The sequence below is a fragment of the Chryseobacterium salviniae genome (assembly GCF_035819015.1).
Lineage (GTDB): Bacteria > Bacteroidota > Bacteroidia > Flavobacteriales > Weeksellaceae > Chryseobacterium > Chryseobacterium salviniae.
The window spans coordinates 21,422-39,484 of the sequence record NZ_JAYLAA010000044.1 but is presented as its reverse complement, the minus strand read 5'-3'; the positions used below and the strand labels follow the sequence as shown (position 1 = coordinate 39,484).

The 18,063-nt window shown below is 37.2% G+C and carries 13 protein-coding genes; 5 read left to right on the top strand and 8 right to left on the bottom strand.

Annotated elements, in window-relative coordinates; genetic code table 11:
* Window positions 1-75 precede the first annotated feature (75 nt).
* The 4 genes from SOP96_RS13750 to SOP96_RS13735 all read right to left on the bottom strand — a co-directional run bounded on the left by SOP96_RS13750 (window position 76) and on the right by SOP96_RS13735 (window position 6,770).
* Window positions 76-2,562 carry a beta-mannosidase gene (locus tag SOP96_RS13750; protein ID WP_326321503.1) on the bottom strand — a complete coding sequence of 829 codons (2,487 nt, stop codon included), beginning with the start codon at window positions 2,560-2,562 and terminating at the stop codon, window positions 76-78.
* 115 nt (window positions 2,563-2,677) lie between these two features.
* Window positions 2,678-3,340, bottom strand: a complete 663-nt coding sequence (locus SOP96_RS13745) for a copper homeostasis protein CutC (protein WP_326321502.1) — start codon at window positions 3,338-3,340, stop codon at window positions 2,678-2,680.
* 85 nt (window positions 3,341-3,425) lie between these two features.
* Window positions 3,426-4,418 (bottom strand): isoaspartyl peptidase/L-asparaginase family protein, encoded by a 993-nt coding sequence (locus SOP96_RS13740; RefSeq protein WP_326321501.1) that lies wholly within the window; start codon window positions 4,416-4,418, stop codon window positions 3,426-3,428.
* 81 nt (window positions 4,419-4,499) lie between these two features.
* Entirely contained in the window at window positions 4,500-6,770 is a 2,271-nt protein-coding gene (locus SOP96_RS13735; protein WP_326321500.1) for a family 20 glycosylhydrolase, read from the bottom strand.
* 99 nt (window positions 6,771-6,869) lie between these two features.
* Between SOP96_RS13735 and SOP96_RS13730 the strand changes: the two genes are divergently transcribed.
* A complete protein-coding gene (locus SOP96_RS13730; protein WP_326321499.1) occupies window positions 6,870-7,673 on the top strand; it encodes a DUF4197 domain-containing protein in 804 nt (267 codons plus the stop codon).
* A 114-nt stretch (window positions 7,674-7,787) separates the two neighbouring features.
* Here SOP96_RS13730 and SOP96_RS13725 read toward each other — a convergent pair whose 3' ends face one another.
* Window positions 7,788-8,441, bottom strand: coding sequence for a CoA transferase subunit B (locus SOP96_RS13725; protein WP_326321498.1), 654 nt, complete (start codon window positions 8,439-8,441; stop codon window positions 7,788-7,790).
* Between the two features lie 122 nt (window positions 8,442-8,563).
* Here SOP96_RS13725 and SOP96_RS13720 point away from each other — a divergent pair, with 122 nt between their 5' ends.
* A complete protein-coding gene (locus SOP96_RS13720; protein ID WP_326321497.1) occupies window positions 8,564-10,357 on the top strand; it encodes an ABC transporter ATP-binding protein in 1,794 nt (597 codons plus the stop codon).
* 184 nt (window positions 10,358-10,541) lie between these two features.
* Here the strand turns inward: SOP96_RS13720 and SOP96_RS13715 are convergent, their stop codons facing one another.
* Both SOP96_RS13715 and SOP96_RS13710 read right to left on the bottom strand, forming a co-directional pair.
* Window positions 10,542-11,045, bottom strand: coding sequence for a hypothetical protein (locus tag SOP96_RS13715; protein ID WP_326321496.1), 504 nt, complete (start codon window positions 11,043-11,045; stop codon window positions 10,542-10,544).
* Between the two features lie 129 nt (window positions 11,046-11,174).
* On the bottom strand, window positions 11,175-11,876 hold the full coding sequence (locus SOP96_RS13710; RefSeq protein WP_326321495.1) for a CoA transferase subunit A: 702 nt from the start codon (window positions 11,874-11,876) through the stop codon (window positions 11,175-11,177).
* Between the two features lie 166 nt (window positions 11,877-12,042).
* Between SOP96_RS13710 and SOP96_RS13705 the strand changes: the two genes are divergently transcribed.
* On the top strand, window positions 12,043-12,420 hold the full coding sequence (locus SOP96_RS13705) for a DoxX family protein (RefSeq protein WP_326321494.1): 378 nt from the start codon (window positions 12,043-12,045) through the stop codon (window positions 12,418-12,420).
* A gap of 108 nt (window positions 12,421-12,528) precedes the next feature.
* Here SOP96_RS13705 and SOP96_RS13700 read toward each other — a convergent pair whose 3' ends face one another.
* Window positions 12,529-15,267 (bottom strand): fibronectin type III domain-containing protein, encoded by a 2,739-nt coding sequence (locus tag SOP96_RS13700; RefSeq protein WP_326321493.1) that lies wholly within the window; start codon window positions 15,265-15,267, stop codon window positions 12,529-12,531.
* Window positions 15,268-15,549: 282 nt separating this feature from the next.
* Between SOP96_RS13700 and rplS the strand changes: the two genes are divergently transcribed.
* Both rplS and SOP96_RS13690 read left to right on the top strand, forming a co-directional pair.
* Window positions 15,550-15,906: a 50S ribosomal protein L19 gene (rplS, locus tag SOP96_RS13695; RefSeq protein WP_007846341.1), complete on the top strand. Its 357-nt coding sequence runs from the start codon at window positions 15,550-15,552 to the stop codon at window positions 15,904-15,906.
* Window positions 15,907-16,084: 178 nt separating this feature from the next.
* Entirely contained in the window at window positions 16,085-17,806 is a 1,722-nt protein-coding gene (locus SOP96_RS13690) for a cellulase family glycosylhydrolase (RefSeq protein ID WP_326321492.1), read from the top strand.
* The last annotated feature ends 257 nt before the right edge of the window (window positions 17,807-18,063 follow it).

The window sequence follows — 18,063 nt, the reverse complement described above, 5'->3', positions numbered from 1 at the left end:
TATTTTAACAATTTCTAAGCTAAACCTTCAAGGTTTTTGAAACCTTGAAGGTTTGATTTGGTTGTTCAGCTTATTTTAATTCATCGTATCCCACAAACTTATCACTTCAATTTTCTCAAGCGGTTTTGACAATTTAATTCTTCTGGAAGCTCCGGGAAGCAGATTAAAGAAATTGTCGCTGAAATGGGTATTACCTATTAAGTACACATCTTTAGCCAGAACATCGGTGGAAATTTCAATTTCTGTGGAAGAAATTTTCTTAATTTGAATATTGGGTTTTGGCAGTTTTAAATCTTTTGGCTTTGCGAAGAAATAGTTGGTTTCTGCTATTATTTTTTCATCTTTTTTATCTTTTAAAGTTACATGTAAAAAAATTTCATTTTTTTCTGCATCACCGATGATTTCTTCCAGCGAAAAAGGAAATTTCAGAATACTGTTTGGCTCTAATGTCTCACTATCCGCTGTTCCTGCCGAACCGTGTTTTTCTCCATTAAATTTTATAATATCAATATCCAATGAGAGATCCTGAAACTTTTCCGAATTATCATTTATCGCATAGAAAGCAAGCACATCGTCTTTTTCTTCGGTGAAAATCACCTGATTTTCAAAACTTCTTTTTACCTTATAATATAATGCTTTCCAGCTTCCAAGGTAATCAATAGACGACCAGGAAACCACCGGCCAGCAATCGTTCAGCTGCCAATACAACGTGCCCATATTATAAGGTTTTGCGCGGCGGTGCGCTTCAATGGCAATCTGCATTCCGCGGGCCTGAAGCAATTGGGAAACGTAATTATATTTTACAAAATCTTTCGGAACAATACAGTCCCGCTTCATGTAATTTTCTATAATTTCCCAACCTCTTGAATGTTTTTCGTGCGCTTTGATAATTCCATTTTGCAAATCTAACTCAGGATTTCCTGAAAACATCGATTTTGTGGCTTCGAGTGTCGGCATTCCCTGAAATCCGTATTCCGAAGCAAATCTCGGAACTTTTTCATTGTATATTTCAAATGGCTGTTCGCCCCACCAAACGCCCCAGTAATGAGAATCGCCCTCCGTTAAACTTTCTTTATGTCCCCATCCGATAGAAGGCGAACTTTCCCAATAGATTTGCTTGTCAGTTGTTGCATATTTTTTTATAGCTTTGGGAATTATTTCATGGAAAATGGTCTTATAATCTTTCCAGACCTGCAAAGAATCTTCTTTTGAATATTTAAACTGCTTCTGATACCCCCAGTTGACGATCGCTTCATCTATTTCGTTATTTCCGCACCATAAAGCCAGCGACGGATGATTCTGAATCCTTTCAATCTGATCTTTCACTTCCAGTTCAACATTTTTCTGAAATTTTTCATCTGCGGGATAAAAGCTTCCTGCAAACATAAAATCCTGCCAGACTAAAATTCCGTTCTCGTCACAGGCTTTGTAAAATTCATTGTCTTCGTAAATTCCACCACCCCAGACACGGATCATATTCATATTGGCTTCTTTGCAGTCTTTGATGAGATTTTGGTATTTCTCTTTGGTCATCCTCGGAGAAAAGCTGTCACCGGGAATCCAGTTGGTTCCTTTGGCATACATGGGTTTTCCGTTCACTTTGAAATAAAAAGATTTTCCCTGTTCGTCTTTTTTCTGAATTAATTCGACTGTTCTTAATCCAATCTTCTCGGATTTTTCATCAATATTTCTTTTATTCTTTTGTAAAGTAATCTTAAGGTCATACAAATTCGGATTTCCCCAACCGTTCGGCTGCCAGAGTTTCGGATTGTTGATCTGGTAAGGAATTGAAATTAAATTCAATCCGGATTTTAAAGAAATATTTTGAGATTTTCCGTTAATTGAAATGCTGTATTTTCCACTTTCATCGGCTACAATTTCAGTATAAATTTTTAATTCTGCTTTTTTAGAATTTAGATTTTCCTGCTCTATTGCGATATTTTGAAATTTAGCATTATTCCAGAAATTTAATTTTACGTCTTTCCAGATTCCTGCGGTAACAAGTCTTGGACCCCAATCCCACCCGAAATGGTATTGCGCTTTTCTTACAAAGCTTCGGGGTGATTCCGGCATGGTGAACGGAACTTTTTCTGCTAATTCTTTTCCTACATTCACAGAAGATTTGAATCTTACCTGTAAATTATTTTCACCGGCCTGTAAAAAGTCTTTTACAGGAATTGTCCATTTCCTGAACATATTATCCGTTGTCTGAATGAATTTCCCATTTAAATAAATCTCGGAAAAGGTATCCAATCCTAAAAAAACAAGGTCAATATTCTTATTGTTTAATTCTTTTTGAGAAATACTAAATGTAGTCTGATAATCCCAATCTTCATTTTCTATCCATTGCACTTTTTTTTCATTTTCATCTTTGAAAGGATCCGGAATGATATTGTTCTTCATCAAATCTATATGTACTGTTCCCGGCACGGAGGCCGTGAGCCATTTATTTTCTTTGGCATTTTTAAAACTCCATTTTTCCGAGGATAAATTGCGCTCATAGAATTGTGCGTTGGCTAAGATTTGTATGAAAAGGAAAGTGAAAAGTATAGATTTTTTCATCAATAAACTTATTTAAGATGTACATTTTTACGATTTGTCTTTCTGAAAATATATTGTTTTGAGATTCTTCCTTCTTCAGAATGATAAACTTGACGTATATTTTTAGTTGAAAAATTTATTTATTCTTCAAAGAAACAATCTCTTCGGAATTCGCAAAAGCACCGCCATCCGTAATTGCTGAAGAATGAAAATATGCTGCTTTTGTAAACTCGCGGATTTCTTCGATATTGGATGAACGAAGTCCGCCGCCGACAAGAATTTCGATTCTGCCTTTAGATAAATCCACTAATTTTTTCAAATTTTCTTTTCCTTCGGACACATTGGGTTTCTGTCCGGAAGTAAGGACTGTTGTAAAGCCGCATTCAATGACTTTTTCCAAAGATTTTTCTAAATCTTTTGCACGGTCAAAGGCACGGTGGAAAGTGCAGGGATAAGGATTTGCCAGTTCAACCAGGATTTTATTCCGTTCAATATTCACCTCATCATTTTTATCTAAAATTCCGAACACGAAACCGTCAACGTTTAAAGATTTCAATTGAATCAGGTCAGACTTCATCTGCTCAAATTCTTCATCACTGTAAGTGAAGTCCCCACCGCGAGGACGAATCATCACAAATATCGGGATGTTGATTTTTTCTCTAAGTTGTTGTACGGTTTCAAAAGCAGGTGTAGTTCCGCCTTCGCTTAACCCGTCACACAATTCTATCCGGTCTGCTCCGTTTTCAAAAGCAATGATTGCAGATTCGGGATTGAAACACGCTATTTCTATTTTTGACATTCGTTGTAATTTAAGTTTGGGCTAAAGCCAATGGTTTTTTTATTTTGAAAAACGGGCTAAAGCCCGTTCCTATTGATCTTTATATTTATTTCAGGGCGAAATCCGGTTTCTCCAGACGGTTGCCATTTTGATCGTAAACGGCAAAATTAAACCCGTCCTGAATACAGTATGAGCCGTATTCTCCTTTTTTATTGAGGGCAATAAAACCTACCTGAATATCTTTTAAATTTTTATTTCGTCTTTTCGTAATTTGTACAATTCTTTGCACGGCTTCTTTACAGGCTTGCTGAGGGGTTCTTCCCTGCCGCATTAATTCTACAACGAGATGTGTTCCCACGGTTCGGATGACTTCTTCTCCATGACCGGTGGCCGTTGCGGCTCCTACTTCATTGTCTACAAATAAACCGGCTCCGATAATCGGTGAATCTCCCACTCTTCCGTGCATTTTGAAAGCCATTCCGCTGGTGGTGCAGGCGCCGGAAAGGTTTCCCTGACCATCCATTGCGATCATTCCAATAGTATCATGATTTTCAATGTTTACAATCGGCTGATATTTGCTGTCTTTCAGCCATTCTTTCCATTCTTTTTCAGATTCGGGAGTGAGAATATTTTCTTTTTTAAAGCCGTGAGAAATGGCAAATTGCAAGGCTCCGTCTCCAACCAACATCACGTGAGGCGTTTTTTCCATTACTGCCCTTGCTACGGAAATCGGATTTTTAATATATTCAAGACAGGCTACTGAGCCGATGTTGTAATTTTCATCCATAATGCAGGCATCCAGCGTTACTCTTCCGTCTCTGTCGGGACGACCGCCATAACCGACACTTCTTTCATTCGGATCATTTTCTATGAGACGTACCCCTTTTTCCACGGCATCCAAAGCTCTTCCTCCTTTTCCGAGAATCGCCCATGCTTCTTCATTGGCTTTTAAACCGAAGTTCCAGGTGGAAAGAACAATCGGCTTATTAATTATTTTATTACTTTCGGGTGTCTCTTTAGCTATTAAATCCAAAGGATTCAATAATAAGGCAGAAGAGGCAAGCGCCGTATTTTTCAGAAATTTTCTGCGTGAGTTCATTTCAATGTAAGTTTAAAGTTTTGAGTTTTTTAATTTCAGTTGAAAGTCTGAAATAAAGATAACCATTGAACCTTTATTTATTTAGTTTGCTCCGATTTCGTCAACAAAAAGCCATGCTTTAGAATCTGCACCGGGATTTCCAGCCGGAATAATTCCTGCGTTCTCAATTCTGACTTTTACATATTTTGCACTCTGATTCCCAATATTCAACCTGATTTTTCCTTTTGCTGAAAGGATTTCTTCCTTTCCGATTTTTTTGATGAGCTTAAAATCCGTTCCGTTGTCAGAAATAAAAATCTGGGCTGATTTTGCGAAATGAATCCAGCTTCCTCTGTTATCTAAAGTATTGAAATAAATTTCCGAAAACTGAGTTTTCTGTGAGAAATCAATGGTTGCCACCACATCTTTTCCCTGAAATCCGAGCCAGGTTTTTCCTAACTGCTTTTGATTCCCGATAATTCCGTCAACTAAAGTGAAAGCACCTCCGAAAGAATAATTTTCGTTTGGCTGTTCTGACAAAGTAATTTTTTTACCTGTTGTTTTGGATATGGTGAAAGTTTGTGAAGATAGGGCACTTTTTAGTTGTCCGTTTTCGAAATAGGCAGATTTTACCGTCATTGATTTTGAAACCGGAATAGGATTTTTATAGTTCTCAGAGTTTACTGAAGGATCTTTTCCGTCCACTGTATATCGTATCCCATCCGGATTTTGTGAGGTTGAAAGTTGATAAGCTACATGATTTTCAGAAGGAATTACTTTCCCTGAAACATTGTAAATGCTTTTGGCATAATTAATACCTAACTTGTCAAGATTTTTAAACTCATGAATTACTCTTCCTTCAAATTCTTTATAATTGTTGAGATCAGATGTTCCCCAACCAACTTCAGAAAGAGCGAATAATCTTGGGAAAATCATGTATTGAACCTGCTTAAAATCAAGAATATATTCTGTCCATAAATTTGCCTGAACGCCTAAAATATATTTTGACTGTTGTGCATTCAGTTCTTCCGGAATTGGATTGTAAGAATACACTTTATCTAAAGGGGTAAATCCTCCGAAAGCATTGGGCTCAGTTGCCGGATCTCCCTGATAATGGTCGAAATAACAGTAAGAACCGGGAGTCATGACGGCAAAATGACCGGATTTGGCAGCTTCCACACCACCTTTAATTCCTGTCCAGCTCATTACTGCGGCATTCGGGGCCAGTCCGCCTTCCAGAATTTCGTCCCAGCCGATAATTTTTCTGCCTTTTGAGTTTACATATTTTTCAATTCGTTGGATAAAATAGCTTTGCAGGCCATGTTCATCTTTCAGGTTATTTTTTTTGATTAATTCCTGACAATGAGGGCATTCTTTCCATCTGGTCTTCGGGCATTCATCACCTCCGATGTGAATGTATTGCGAAGGAAAAAGTGCGATTACTTCATCTAAAACGTTTTCTAAAAAGGTAAAAGTTTCCTCTTTCGGGCAGAAGACATCATCAAAAACGCCCCATTTTGTGGCTGGTTCAAAAGGCCCTTTTGTACAGGCTAAATTGGGATACGCAGAAAGTGCAGCTAAAGCGTGGCCCGGCATTTCAATTTCGGGAACTACGGTAATATGTCTTTCCTGAGCATATTTTACGACTTCTTTAATCTGATCCTGCGTATAGAAATAAGGTCCGTAAGGTTTTCCGTCGAAGGTATTGTCAACATACGCTCCGATCATTGATTCTTTACGTTTTGAACCGATCTGCGTTAATTTCGGATATTTTTTAATTTCAATTCTCCAGCCCTGGTCGTCGGTTAAATGCCAGTGAAACGTATTTAGTTTGTACATGGCAAGATAATCAATATACTGTTTCACTTCTTCAACGGTGAAAAAATGTCTGGAAACATCAAGGTGCATTCCGCGCCATTGAAATTTTGGGGAATCCTGGATTTCGAGAGCGGGAATTTTTCCGTCTTCTGAATTTTTTATTAATTGTAAAAGAGTTTGAGTGCCTTGAAAAAGACCTTCAGGGTTCTTTCCAATAACCATAATCATTTCGTTGCTGATATTTATAATGTAATTTGAATTAAACTCTCGTTTATTATCAATTTTTAAATCTTTATTTAACAGTAGCGAAATAAAATTTGGTTTTGCTTTTTTTATGTTTTTAGATGAATTTTTTGGATAGATTTTTTTAAAATTATCAACAAAATATTTGTATTCATTAGATTTTTTGTCTCCCACGAAAAGTGTATTCTCGCTTATTTCGAAATCCCCTGTTTTTAATTCAACCTTTTGAGGATAAGGAATCAAATTCAATTTGTTTTGTCCAAAAAAAAGAGTTGGAAACAATACAGAAAATATCAGTAAGAATCGATACATTTTATGATTTTAGATTTAGGCGAATATACTTATTTTCTGAAAATCTTAGTGGCTGATTTAACTTATTAAATTTTAAAATATCTAATTTCACAAAAATAAATGATGAAAAAAACAATTGTATTAGTTGGCGGACTTTTATTCTCTGTTTCCGCACAAGCACAAATTTCAGATATTATAACATCTACAGTAAAAGATCAAACAGGAATTGATCTTAAAAATCCTAAATCTTCAAAAGGAAATACCAAACCTTCAAAATCAACAACCAACCAATCCCCCGTTAATTTAGGAAGTCTTAGCTCAACGCAGATTTCTTCCGGCTTAAAGGAAGCTTTAACTCTTGGTGTCAACGAGGGTGTAAAAAAGCTAGGCACCACCGATGGATTTTTAAAAAATGAAGCCGTAAAAATCCTGATGCCTGAGAAATTGAGGAAAATTGATACTACGTTGAGATCTATCGGTTTGGGAAGTCTTGCAGATCAGGGTGTAAAATTATTGAACAGAGCTGCAGAAGATGCTGTAACGGAAGCTGCACCAATCTTTACGAAAGCGATTACTTCCATGACGATTACAGATGCCAGAAATATTCTACTGGGAAATAATAATGCAGCAACCAACTATTTACAGGCCAAAACTCAATCGCAGTTGTTTACAGCGTTTCAGCCAAAAGTAAAAGCTTCATTGGGAAAAGTAGGTGCGGATAAAGTGTGGAGCAGCATTATCTCTAAATATAATACTTTTACAGGAGAATCCATAAGCACCGATCTTAATGAATATGTAACCACAGAAACCATTAACGGAGTTTTCAAAATGGTCGCAGAAAAAGAAAGCGGAATCCGCAATACTCCCGCAATGAGAACCACCAGTGTTTTGCAGAAGGTTTTTGGAGCACAGGATGGAAAATAAATTTCTTTTGTGTTGAAACAAAAGAAACAAAAGTTCAAGACTTGGAGCTTTTGAATATTAAACGTTAAATATTTTCAAATAAAAAACCTTGTCGGCGACAAGGTTTTTGCTTTATCAGAATTGCATTTCAGGAATTTCTCCTTCAATGATTAAATCAGCTTCTGTAGATTTAATGATATGCTCTACGGAAACTCCCGGAGCCCTTTCAATAAGCTTGAAACCAGAAGGCGTTACATCCAGCACCGCCAATTCGGTTACGACTCTTTTAACACAGTTTACTCCCGTTAAAGGAAGTGTACATTTCTTCAAAATTTTACTTTCTCCGGCTTTGTTTACGTGCATCATCGCAACGATAATATTTTCTGCCGAAGCTACAAGATCCATTGCTCCGCCCATTCCTTTTACCATTTTTCCGGGGATTTTCCAGTTGGCAATATCTCCGTTCTCCGAAACTTCCATCGCGCCGAGAATGGTAAGGTCAACTTTTTTGCTTCTGATCATTCCGAAACTGAATGCAGAATCGAAGAATGAGCCACCTTTTAAAATAGTGATGGTTTGTTTTCCGGCATTGATGATGTCAGCATCTTCTTCGCCTTCGTATGGAAACGGCCCCATTCCCAACACACCGTTTTCACTCTGGAATTCTACATTAAGATTTTCCGGAACATAATTGGCCACCAGGGTAGGAATCCCTATTCCGAGGTTTACGTAGTATCTGTCTTTTACTTCTCTGGAAATTCTTTGTGCAATTTGTTCTTTCGTTAGCATAGCGTAATCTTATCCCGCCAAATTAGCCATTTTTACGGAATTACAAAATACCTTTCTTTCTTATCCTATGATAAATTTTGAATCTCAATTTGTTGTAAATTTGTACGCTTTTAATTTTACCGATGAAAATTTTATTACATTATCTTAAACCTTACAAATGGCTGATTATTATTTCATTGTTTTTAGCCTCTGTAAATCAGGTTTTTTCTCTATTTGCACCCGCTATTACCGGAAATATATTAGACAAACTCGTAACGCACCCCAATTTTTTCGATAAAGAGAAAACGCTCCCGAGAACGATCAACGAATATCTGTACGGAACTGATATTTATCATGGTGTTTTCTACTTTTTAGGCCTGCTAATCGGCACCGCCATGGTAAGCCGGATAGCCAAAGCTTTCCAGGATTATGTGGTGAGTGTTATTATTCAGAAGTTTGGCGCAAAAATTTTTACCGACGGGCTGAAACACTCGATGCGGCTTCCTTTTCAGGAATTTGAAGATCAGAGAAGTGGTGAGACTCTTTCTATTTTAACGAAAGTGCGTGAAGATACCGTGAAATTCATCAATAATTTTATTAATGTATTCTTCGGAATTATAGTGAGCATTATCTTTGTTTCTGTGTATGCTCTCCGCCTTCACTGGTCGATTATGCCGGTTTACGTGGTGGGAATCATCCTTATTGCAGTGGTAACCAATTTACTAAGCAAAAGAATCAAGACCATCCAAAAAAATATTGTAACAGAAACCACCAATCTTGCGGGAAGCACTACAGAAAGCCTGAGGAATATTGAGATCGTAAAAAGTTTGGGACTTACCAGCCAGGAAGTTGAACGTCTCAATAACAATACGTACAAAATCCTGAATCTTGAACTCCGAAAAGTAAAAAGCATCCGCTCTCTGAGCTTTGTACAAGGAACGCTGGTTAATTTTTTACAGCAAACGATTACTTTTACTTTATTGTTGTTGATTTTTAAAAATATTGTGACACCGGGACAGTATTTATCATTGATGTTTTACGGGTTCTTTATTTTCGGGCCGATGCAGGAAATAGGGAATATCATTATTTCCTACCGTGAAGCGCAGGCTTCTCTGAACAATTTTGACAGGGTAATGAAAAAAGAAGTTGAGCCTAAGCCTTTAACTCCGAAAAAAATCGGGGCTATTGAAGAGCTTGAATTTCAAAATGTTTCTTTCCAGCATCAGACTGCTCATTATAAAGCACTGAATTCCATTTCATTCAAAGTAAAAAACGGGGAAACGATTGCTTTCGTAGGACCAAGCGGTTCAGGAAAAAGTACATTGGTGAAACTTCTGGTGGGATTGTACAGACCTCTGGAAGGTTCTATATTGTATAATAAGATTGACGGAAAAGAGTTTGATTTTGATGAACTGAGAAACCAGATCGGATTTGTGACGCAAGACACCCAGCTTTTTGCGGGAACAATTAAGGAAAACCTTTTGTTCGTAAATCCTTCCGCAACAGATGAAGATCTGCAAATAGCATTGAAAAAATCCAGCTGTACGGCTCTTCTGGAACGTGCCGAAAACGGAATAGAAACGGTTATTGGTGAAGGCGGATTAAAATTAAGCGGTGGCGAAAAACAGAGAATTGCGATAGCCAGAGCCTTGCTGAGAAAACCTCATCTTTTAATTTTTGACGAAGCCACTTCTGCATTAGACAGCATTACGGAGGAAGAAATCACCACAACTATTAAAGAAATCTCTAAGGAAAAAGAACAAATAACGGTTCTTATCGCCCACAGACTTAGTACCATCATGCACGCCGACAGAATTTTCGTTCTGGAACGCGGACAGATTATAGAAATGGGTTCTCACCTCAATCTTATTGAGGAAAAAGGCCTGTATTATGCGATGTGGAGGCAGCAGATCGGGGAGAGAAAAACTTTGGTGTAGATGAAATGGAATTTGGAAACTGGATGATGGAAGTTTATATGATTGTGAGATTCTTCACTTTGTTCAGAATGACAATTAGGCTTTTATAACTAAAATAAACTACCCCGAATGTTGATTTCGGGGTATTATTTTGTAATCCAGAGTATTACTTCAGCTCGTTCTTTATGAAAATTGAACGAAGTCTTTACTGATATTTTAAAATTTGTAGATCAAAATTATCTCCGTTCACTACATATCCTACTTTTACAATCAGAATTTCTTTTAAATTATCTCCATCAATATCTTTTAAAATGACTCCAATAAGATAGCTTACTGATAACTCAATTGTTTTATAAATCTTTTTTGTCTGATCTTTTACTACAATTTTTATTTCAGAATTATGATTCGGATAATAGTCAAAATTTATTTCTAATTTGTTTTCTTTATCTAAAAATGATTTCTTTACTTTTTTATTCTCAAATTTTGAAATAACTAAATCCTGCTTATCCATTAATCCGGCTCGATTTAAATTGCTTACCATTTCTGTAGTACTTTCAATCAGCAAAGTCGGATTTAAATTGTATAATTCTTTAAGCTGTCTATCGGATAAATTCTCGTGCCCAACGTATGATCTCCGAAATTCTAAAGTTGCAAATTCTTTGATTTGATGTTGAGATTCCTTTTTTATGCCGTTTAATGAAGTTTCCACTTTCTTATATTTTACCATCTTGTTTTCTTTACAGGAAAACATGAACAGAAAAGCAATGATTGAAATAAGCCGTATCATTATTGAGCAATATGCATGAACAAATTATAACCGTTTATAATTTTCTTATAATTAATCTCTTTTTCTAATGGTTCTCTGCTCGATTCTTTTTTCGAATTTCTCGCCCTGAAAAATTCTCTGGATCATGATTCCCGGAATGTGAATCTGGTTGGGATCCAATTCTCCCGGCTCTACCAATTCCTCTACTTCTGCAATCGTAATTTTTCCTGCACCGGCCATCGGATGGTTGAAATTTCTTGCAGATCCTTTAAAAATAAGGTTTCCTGCATGATCGCCTTTCCATGCTTTTACAATTGAAAAATCTGCTTCATAAGCATGTTCCAGAATGTGCGGTTTTCCTTTGAAATCTTTTACTTCTTTTCCTTCCGCTACTTCAGTTCCGAAACCTGCCGGAGTGTAAAAAGCCGGAATTCCCGCCTGCGCCGCTCTGCATTTTTCCGCCAAAGTTCCCTGAGGAGTCAGCTCCACTTCTAATTCTCCCGAAAGCATCTGTCTTTCAAATTCTGCATTTTCTCCTACATAAGACGAAATCATTTTTTTGATCTGTCTTTTGTGAAGCAGTAATCCCAACCCGAAATCATCTACTCCTGCGTTGTTCGAGATACAGGTTAAGTCTTTTACATCACTCTCTACCAAAGCATTAATTGAGTTTTCAGGAATTCCGCAAAGTCCGAATCCGCCTAACATTAACGTCATTCCGTCTTTAATTCCCTCGATGGCTTCCTTTGCATTTTTTACTCTTTTATCTATCATGAAACATTAGATTTTTCTGTTGGCTTAAATTTAATACTTTTTCTCATATTTCAGAATAATGGGTCTTCATTTAAGCTTTTCTTGTACCAGATTACCCATAAGCATCATTATCATGGTCTGAATTTTGGTTAAACTGTGTTACACCTTATCAATTAAATATAGTATTATGGAAACGAAGAACATTTCAAGAATTGCCCTCGGTGCATTTCTTATAACAGCCGGAATTGGACATCTTACATTCGCAAGGAAAGAATTCCAGGCTCAGGTTCCTGAATGGGTTCCTCTGGATAAAGATGACACCGTTGTTTATTCCGGAATTGCGGAAATCGCATTGGGAACAGCGGTAATTGTCACACCCAAAAAGTATAGGAAAACAATGGGGAAAATTGTAGCGGGCTTTTTTGCTGCGGTACTTCCCGGAAATATTGCCCAATATAAAAACAGGAGAGATTCTTTCGGGTTGAATACTGATAACCAGCGATTTGCTCGGCTTTTTATGCAGGCTCCCTTGATTGCATGGGCATTAAAATCTACTGATGAATAAATATAAAATCGGCAAAAATTAAAATTTTTGCCGATTTTTTTTGGAATTTATATTTTTATTCATTGGATTTGCATCCAATGCTGGTTTAGGTCATCCCTTCGGGACTCTTTACTGAATGATCAGTTTTAAAGTAAATAATTTTCTGGTATGAACTTTCACGAAATAAACACCTTTCGGAAGGTTTTCATTTACTAAAGAAAAACGTTGGTTGTTGACGTTTTTTGATTCATACAGAAGGTCTCCGTTTGCTGAAAGCAGCTCAATCTTTTCGATAGGATAATCACTTTTTATAAAAGTAGGTTCTCCCGGTTTTGTGGGATTTGGATATAAAATTACGTTTTTCTCAGTACTTTTTGTTTCTTCAGTTCCCAATGTTGGACCCGTTACCTGAAACTGAACTCTGTTTGAAACTTCGGTATAAGAATCGTTGGTAAACATCACCATATAATAATTTCCGGGCGTTGCAGGAACTGCTGTTCCCTGGATGGTTTTTGTACCCTGAGTTACTCCGTCGAAATACGTGTAGGAAATGAAATTATCATCCGGAACTGCAACACTTTGAGGATAAATTCCCAGCCAGTCTTTAATGATTCCCGGGGAATCCGTCCATGAAGCGGTAATGTTTTCCCCTAATGTATACACAGGCTTGTTTGTCCAGAGTTCGGTTACAATATCTCCAACTTTAAAGAAAACTTTTTCTCCTACTGTCGTGTAGCCGTCTTCCAGGAAATACTGTGCATAATAATACCCTTTCGCAAGACCTGTAAAGTTGAGCGTTCCTGAAGCCGTAGTTACGTAGCTCCATTGGGTGGAATTTATATTACCAGGGGTATGTCCCATTTTATAAATTCCTACCCAGTCTTTAACTAAATTCGGACCGTTGGAGAAATTAACGGTTACTGTTCCACCGACAGGATATACATCGGCTGTTGTTGAAAGTACTACTTTCGGTCCTACGTAAAAGTTTTTTCTCGGGGTAATTTCAGTATAACCATTATTAGCAAAAAAGGCTGCAAAATACTGGCCTTTGGTGGCAATTCCGTTCGGAAAAGAGGCCGTTCCGGATGTTTGTCCATTGGTATATACATACGCCTGGGAAGTCACGGCAGAAGGATTCTGGCCTTTTTTATAAATTCCCACCCAATCCTGGCTATTTCCCGGGCTGTCTGTAAAATTAGCAATAATTGCTTCATTTTGAAGATATTCGGTTTTGTTTAAAGTAAACGTAGGATTAGAAACCACACTTCCGGTTACGGTAAATTCCTTTATGTCGCTCCAGTCGCTCCATTCCATATTTCGGTCCCTGTAACGCACTTTTACGTAATAGTTTCCGTTGGTAATGGAGTTTGCAGCGATGGTTGCTTTGGTAATATCTACACCTGCATTCAGATTTTTAGTGATATCGGGAGTTCCGTTTCCGTCTTTTCCGAACCAGTTTTCGTAATCTCTGTAAAATTCTTTTTCAATGATAGAAAAATCGGCAGCTTTACTAATGAGAAACTGAGTGGTATTCAGTAGTTCTCCATTTGAACTTGAAAATGCACTTCCGTTTAAGGTTATCGGCAAGGTAACCGGTGCGGTAAATATATTTGAAATGGAAGGTTTTGCAGGTTTAGGCTGATTTTTGTACCGGTGGAATGTATCAATCAGCTCATTGTATTTTTTATGATAAATCCCTCCGATTGAATAGGATTCAATATCTACTTTTCCTGTATTCACATCTACTTCCACAATCTGATACGTCCAGTCTGTCAAGGTTTTCTGAACATCATCAAAATCCTGTTCGGTAGACATTCCCCAATACTGATCCCATGCCGTACCCCCTGAAATAATCTGATAATTCGGGGTATTTTTCAGCTGTCCTCTGTGATAAAGGTGGTGATGCGCTCCGACATGCATTAAGTATTTCGAAGAAGTCGTTAAAAGAGGAACAGCACTGTTTCTAACCCAGGTTGAAATATCTCCTACATATTGTTCTGCCTGATACGGTCTGTGGCTTAAAGAAATGATCCAGTCTACAGTAGAATCATTATTGGCTTCGTTAAGAATCTGTTGCAGCCACATCATCTGGGCCGACCCTGTATGTTCTGAGCTTAAACTGATGAATAAAACATTTCCTGCCTGTTGGGCGTAATAATTTTCATTTCCGGAGGAAATATTTTTGTATTTTATTTCATCAATATAAAAGTGGGCGTAGTACGAATTCATTCCAAGCGTTCCGTAGGTTTCATGATTTCCCACAGTTGTCTGTATGGGCAGATATGGAGATAAATTGATATTCTTTTTAAAGTGAACATTTTCATAATGATCCAGCGTTCCTACGTCCACCTGATCCCCAACCATGAAAGTCAACGCAATATTATCAGAAGGATCTGAAGTTGTGCCAAACTTTTCTTTCAGCTTTTTGTAAGCATTCAAGGTAAGCGTATCGTATCTTGGTTCCGCTTTGATCTGGTTGTCTCCCATAATCAGGAAACGTATTTTTCCATTAGCGGTAGCAGCCTGCCCCGGTAATGGCAATGTCCTGAAATTATAAACTGCCGATTCGCTGTTTCCTGTTTTAATTTTATAATAATATTTTGTGTTGGGCTGGAGATTGGTAATCTTGGCTGTGTGGTAATAATAATTGTTGTTGTATCCCGTATCCGAAAAAATATTAGTGGTTCCGGTAAAGGTTACATTAAGACTGGCTGGATTTGTTCCGTAAAAAACGGTTGTTTCGTTATTTGATGATGTCTTCCAGGTGACAATCATCGAAGTGGGTGTAGGATTCTGTAAATAAGGGTACAGAGCCTGTCCAAAAGTCATCTGGACGGCAAAGCAGAAAAAGAATAGCAGTTGTTTCATGTGAGTGTGGTTGTATAATGTTTTAAAATTTTATGGATTGTGAGAAAGCTGTAAGAGATCTTTTATCACCCGGCAAAAGTAGAATACTCATGTAAACTGTAGCTGATGGTAATTTCAAGGAAATATTAATTTTGGGTCTGGAATTTTCTTAAAAATTCATTGTATTTTAATAATAAACTGTTTGGAATATTTGAAAAAAGATTTGTATATTTGCAACCTGTTATTCAACCTCTGACGAAGTCCGTGTAAGTTGCTTAGCCTTAACATTTTATTTTATTAATAATGGATTTATTAAAGTACGTACAAGACAAGTACATTACAAAAAAAGAATTCCCTGAATTCAAAGCGGGTGATACGATCACTGTTTACTACGAAATTAAAGAAGGTCAGAAAACAAGAACCCAGTTCTTCAAAGGAACAGTTATCCAATTAAGAGGTACTGGTTCTACAAAAACGTTTACGATCAGAAAAATGTCTGGTGATGTAGGTGTAGAAAGAGTATTCCCTATCAACATGCCTGCGCTTCAGAAAATTGAAGTTGACAGAAGAGGTAAAGTTAGAAGATCAAGAATCTACTACTTCAGAGATCTTAGAGGTAAAAAAGCGAGAATTAAAGACGCTGCTTACAAAAAGAAATAATTCAGACAACAATACATACGGAAAGAGACTGCTTACTTTAAGCGGTCTCTTTTCATTTATAGATACACCAATTCATATTGCAACAATATTTGACGTTATTCAATAAATTTAAATATATTTGTGATGATCAAATAATCATTCTTACAAATTATCCCATAATATTTAATTTAAAACAACTATGAAACGAGCCATGCTATTATCCGCTTTTTTATTGTCTCAATTTGGGACATCACAGCTTTTAAAAACCAACGGCCAAAAAATCGTTAATGACAAAGGTGAAAACATACAACTGAGAGGTCTGGGTCTTGGAGGATGGATGCTTCAGGAAGGTTATATGCTGAAGACCGCAGATTTTGCAGGCCCCCAATATAAAATCAAAGAAAAGATTGCCGAACTGATTGGAGAAGATGGAATGAATGAATTTTATAAAGCGTATCTTAAAAACGGTATTACCAAACAGGACATAGATTTTCTGAAAAAAGCAGGATTCAATTCCATACGGCTTCCGATGCATTACATTCTCTACACTTTACCTATAGAAAAAGAGCCTAAAAAAGGTCAAAATACCTGGCTGGAAGAAGGCTTTAAAATGACCGACGATCTTTTAAAATGGTGTGCCGACAATAAAATGTACCTTATCCTGGATCTTCACGCTGCTCCGGGCGGACAGGGAAATGATGTAAATATTTCCGATAACGACAAATCGAAGCCTTCCCTTTGGGAAAGTGAGGAAAATCAGAAAAAGACAATTGCACTCTGGAAAAAATTAGCAGAACGATATAAGGATGAGCCGTGGATCGGAGGATACGATTTAATCAATGAACCGAATATCAATTTCACCGGGAAAAATCCGAACGGAACAGATGAGATGTCGAACGCACCGCTTTGGAAGCTCCAGAAAGACATTACAGAAGCCATCCGAACGGTTGATAAAAAGCACATCATTATTCTTGAAGGAAACGGCTGGGGAAATAATTATAACGGACTTACCCCGATTTGGGATAACAATATGGTCTTCAGCTTCCATAAATACTGGAATTATACGGATGATGCTACTATTAAATTTGCATTGGATCTTCGTGAAAAGCATAATATCCCAATTTGGCTGGGAGAAACAGGAGAAAACTCAAATGTATGGTTTACAGAACTGATTCAGCTTTTGGATAAGCACAATATTGGCTACGCATTCTGGCCTATGAAAAAGATTGACAATATTGCAGGAATTACCAACGTAAAGATCACTCCGGAGTATCAAAAACTCCTGGACTACTGGCAGAACGGCGGAGAAAAGCCTTCTAAGGAATTTGCCAGAAAAGCGTTGATGCAGATCGCAGACAATTACAAATTCAGTAATGTTGAGATTAAAAATGATGTGATTGATGCGATGTTCAGACAGACAACCGATGCTTCCACAAAACCTTTTAAAAACCTTCAGGCTCCCGGAAAAATCTTTTCTGCCGATTACGACCTGGGAAGAATGGGTTCGGCTTATCTTGATAAAGACTACGTGAATCTTTGGGTAAGCGATCCTGCAAAAAGATCCGAATGGAATTCCGGGAATCAGCTGAGAAACGACGGTGTTGATATTTATAAAACCAAAAACAATCAGTATTACGTCGGAAAAACGGAAAGCGGAGAATGGCTTCAATATACTGTTAATGCCAAAGCGGATAAAGCCTATACTTTTGACATCAATTATGCGAGCAACAAGCCGGCAAAAATAAGGGTTGAAGATAGTTCGGGAAAACAATTATCGAGTGTTTCATTACCATCTACAGGCGGCAATGAAAACTGGAAAACCGTTTCTGTGAAAGGCATCAGCCTTAAAAAAGGAGACAATAAAATCCGGATCTATTTCGAGAATGATGGGGTAAACCTGAATTATTTCGAGTTGAAATAAGAAAAAACCTTAAATTGCAAATCCCTTTTAGTTATCTGAAAGGGATTTATTTTTAATTTTTTTTAACGCAAAAGAAACAAAAACGATGATTTACTTAAAACTGTTTTAAAGTATAAGATAGCGTTCCTACGGAGCGCAAGCTTCTTCAGAATATGATTTTCTACACAGATAAAACTCCATGGAGTTTTTTAGCTTTACTGTTAAACAATTTCAAGTAAATTCCTGGTAAATAACTAAAAAGAACAGGTAAGCTATAA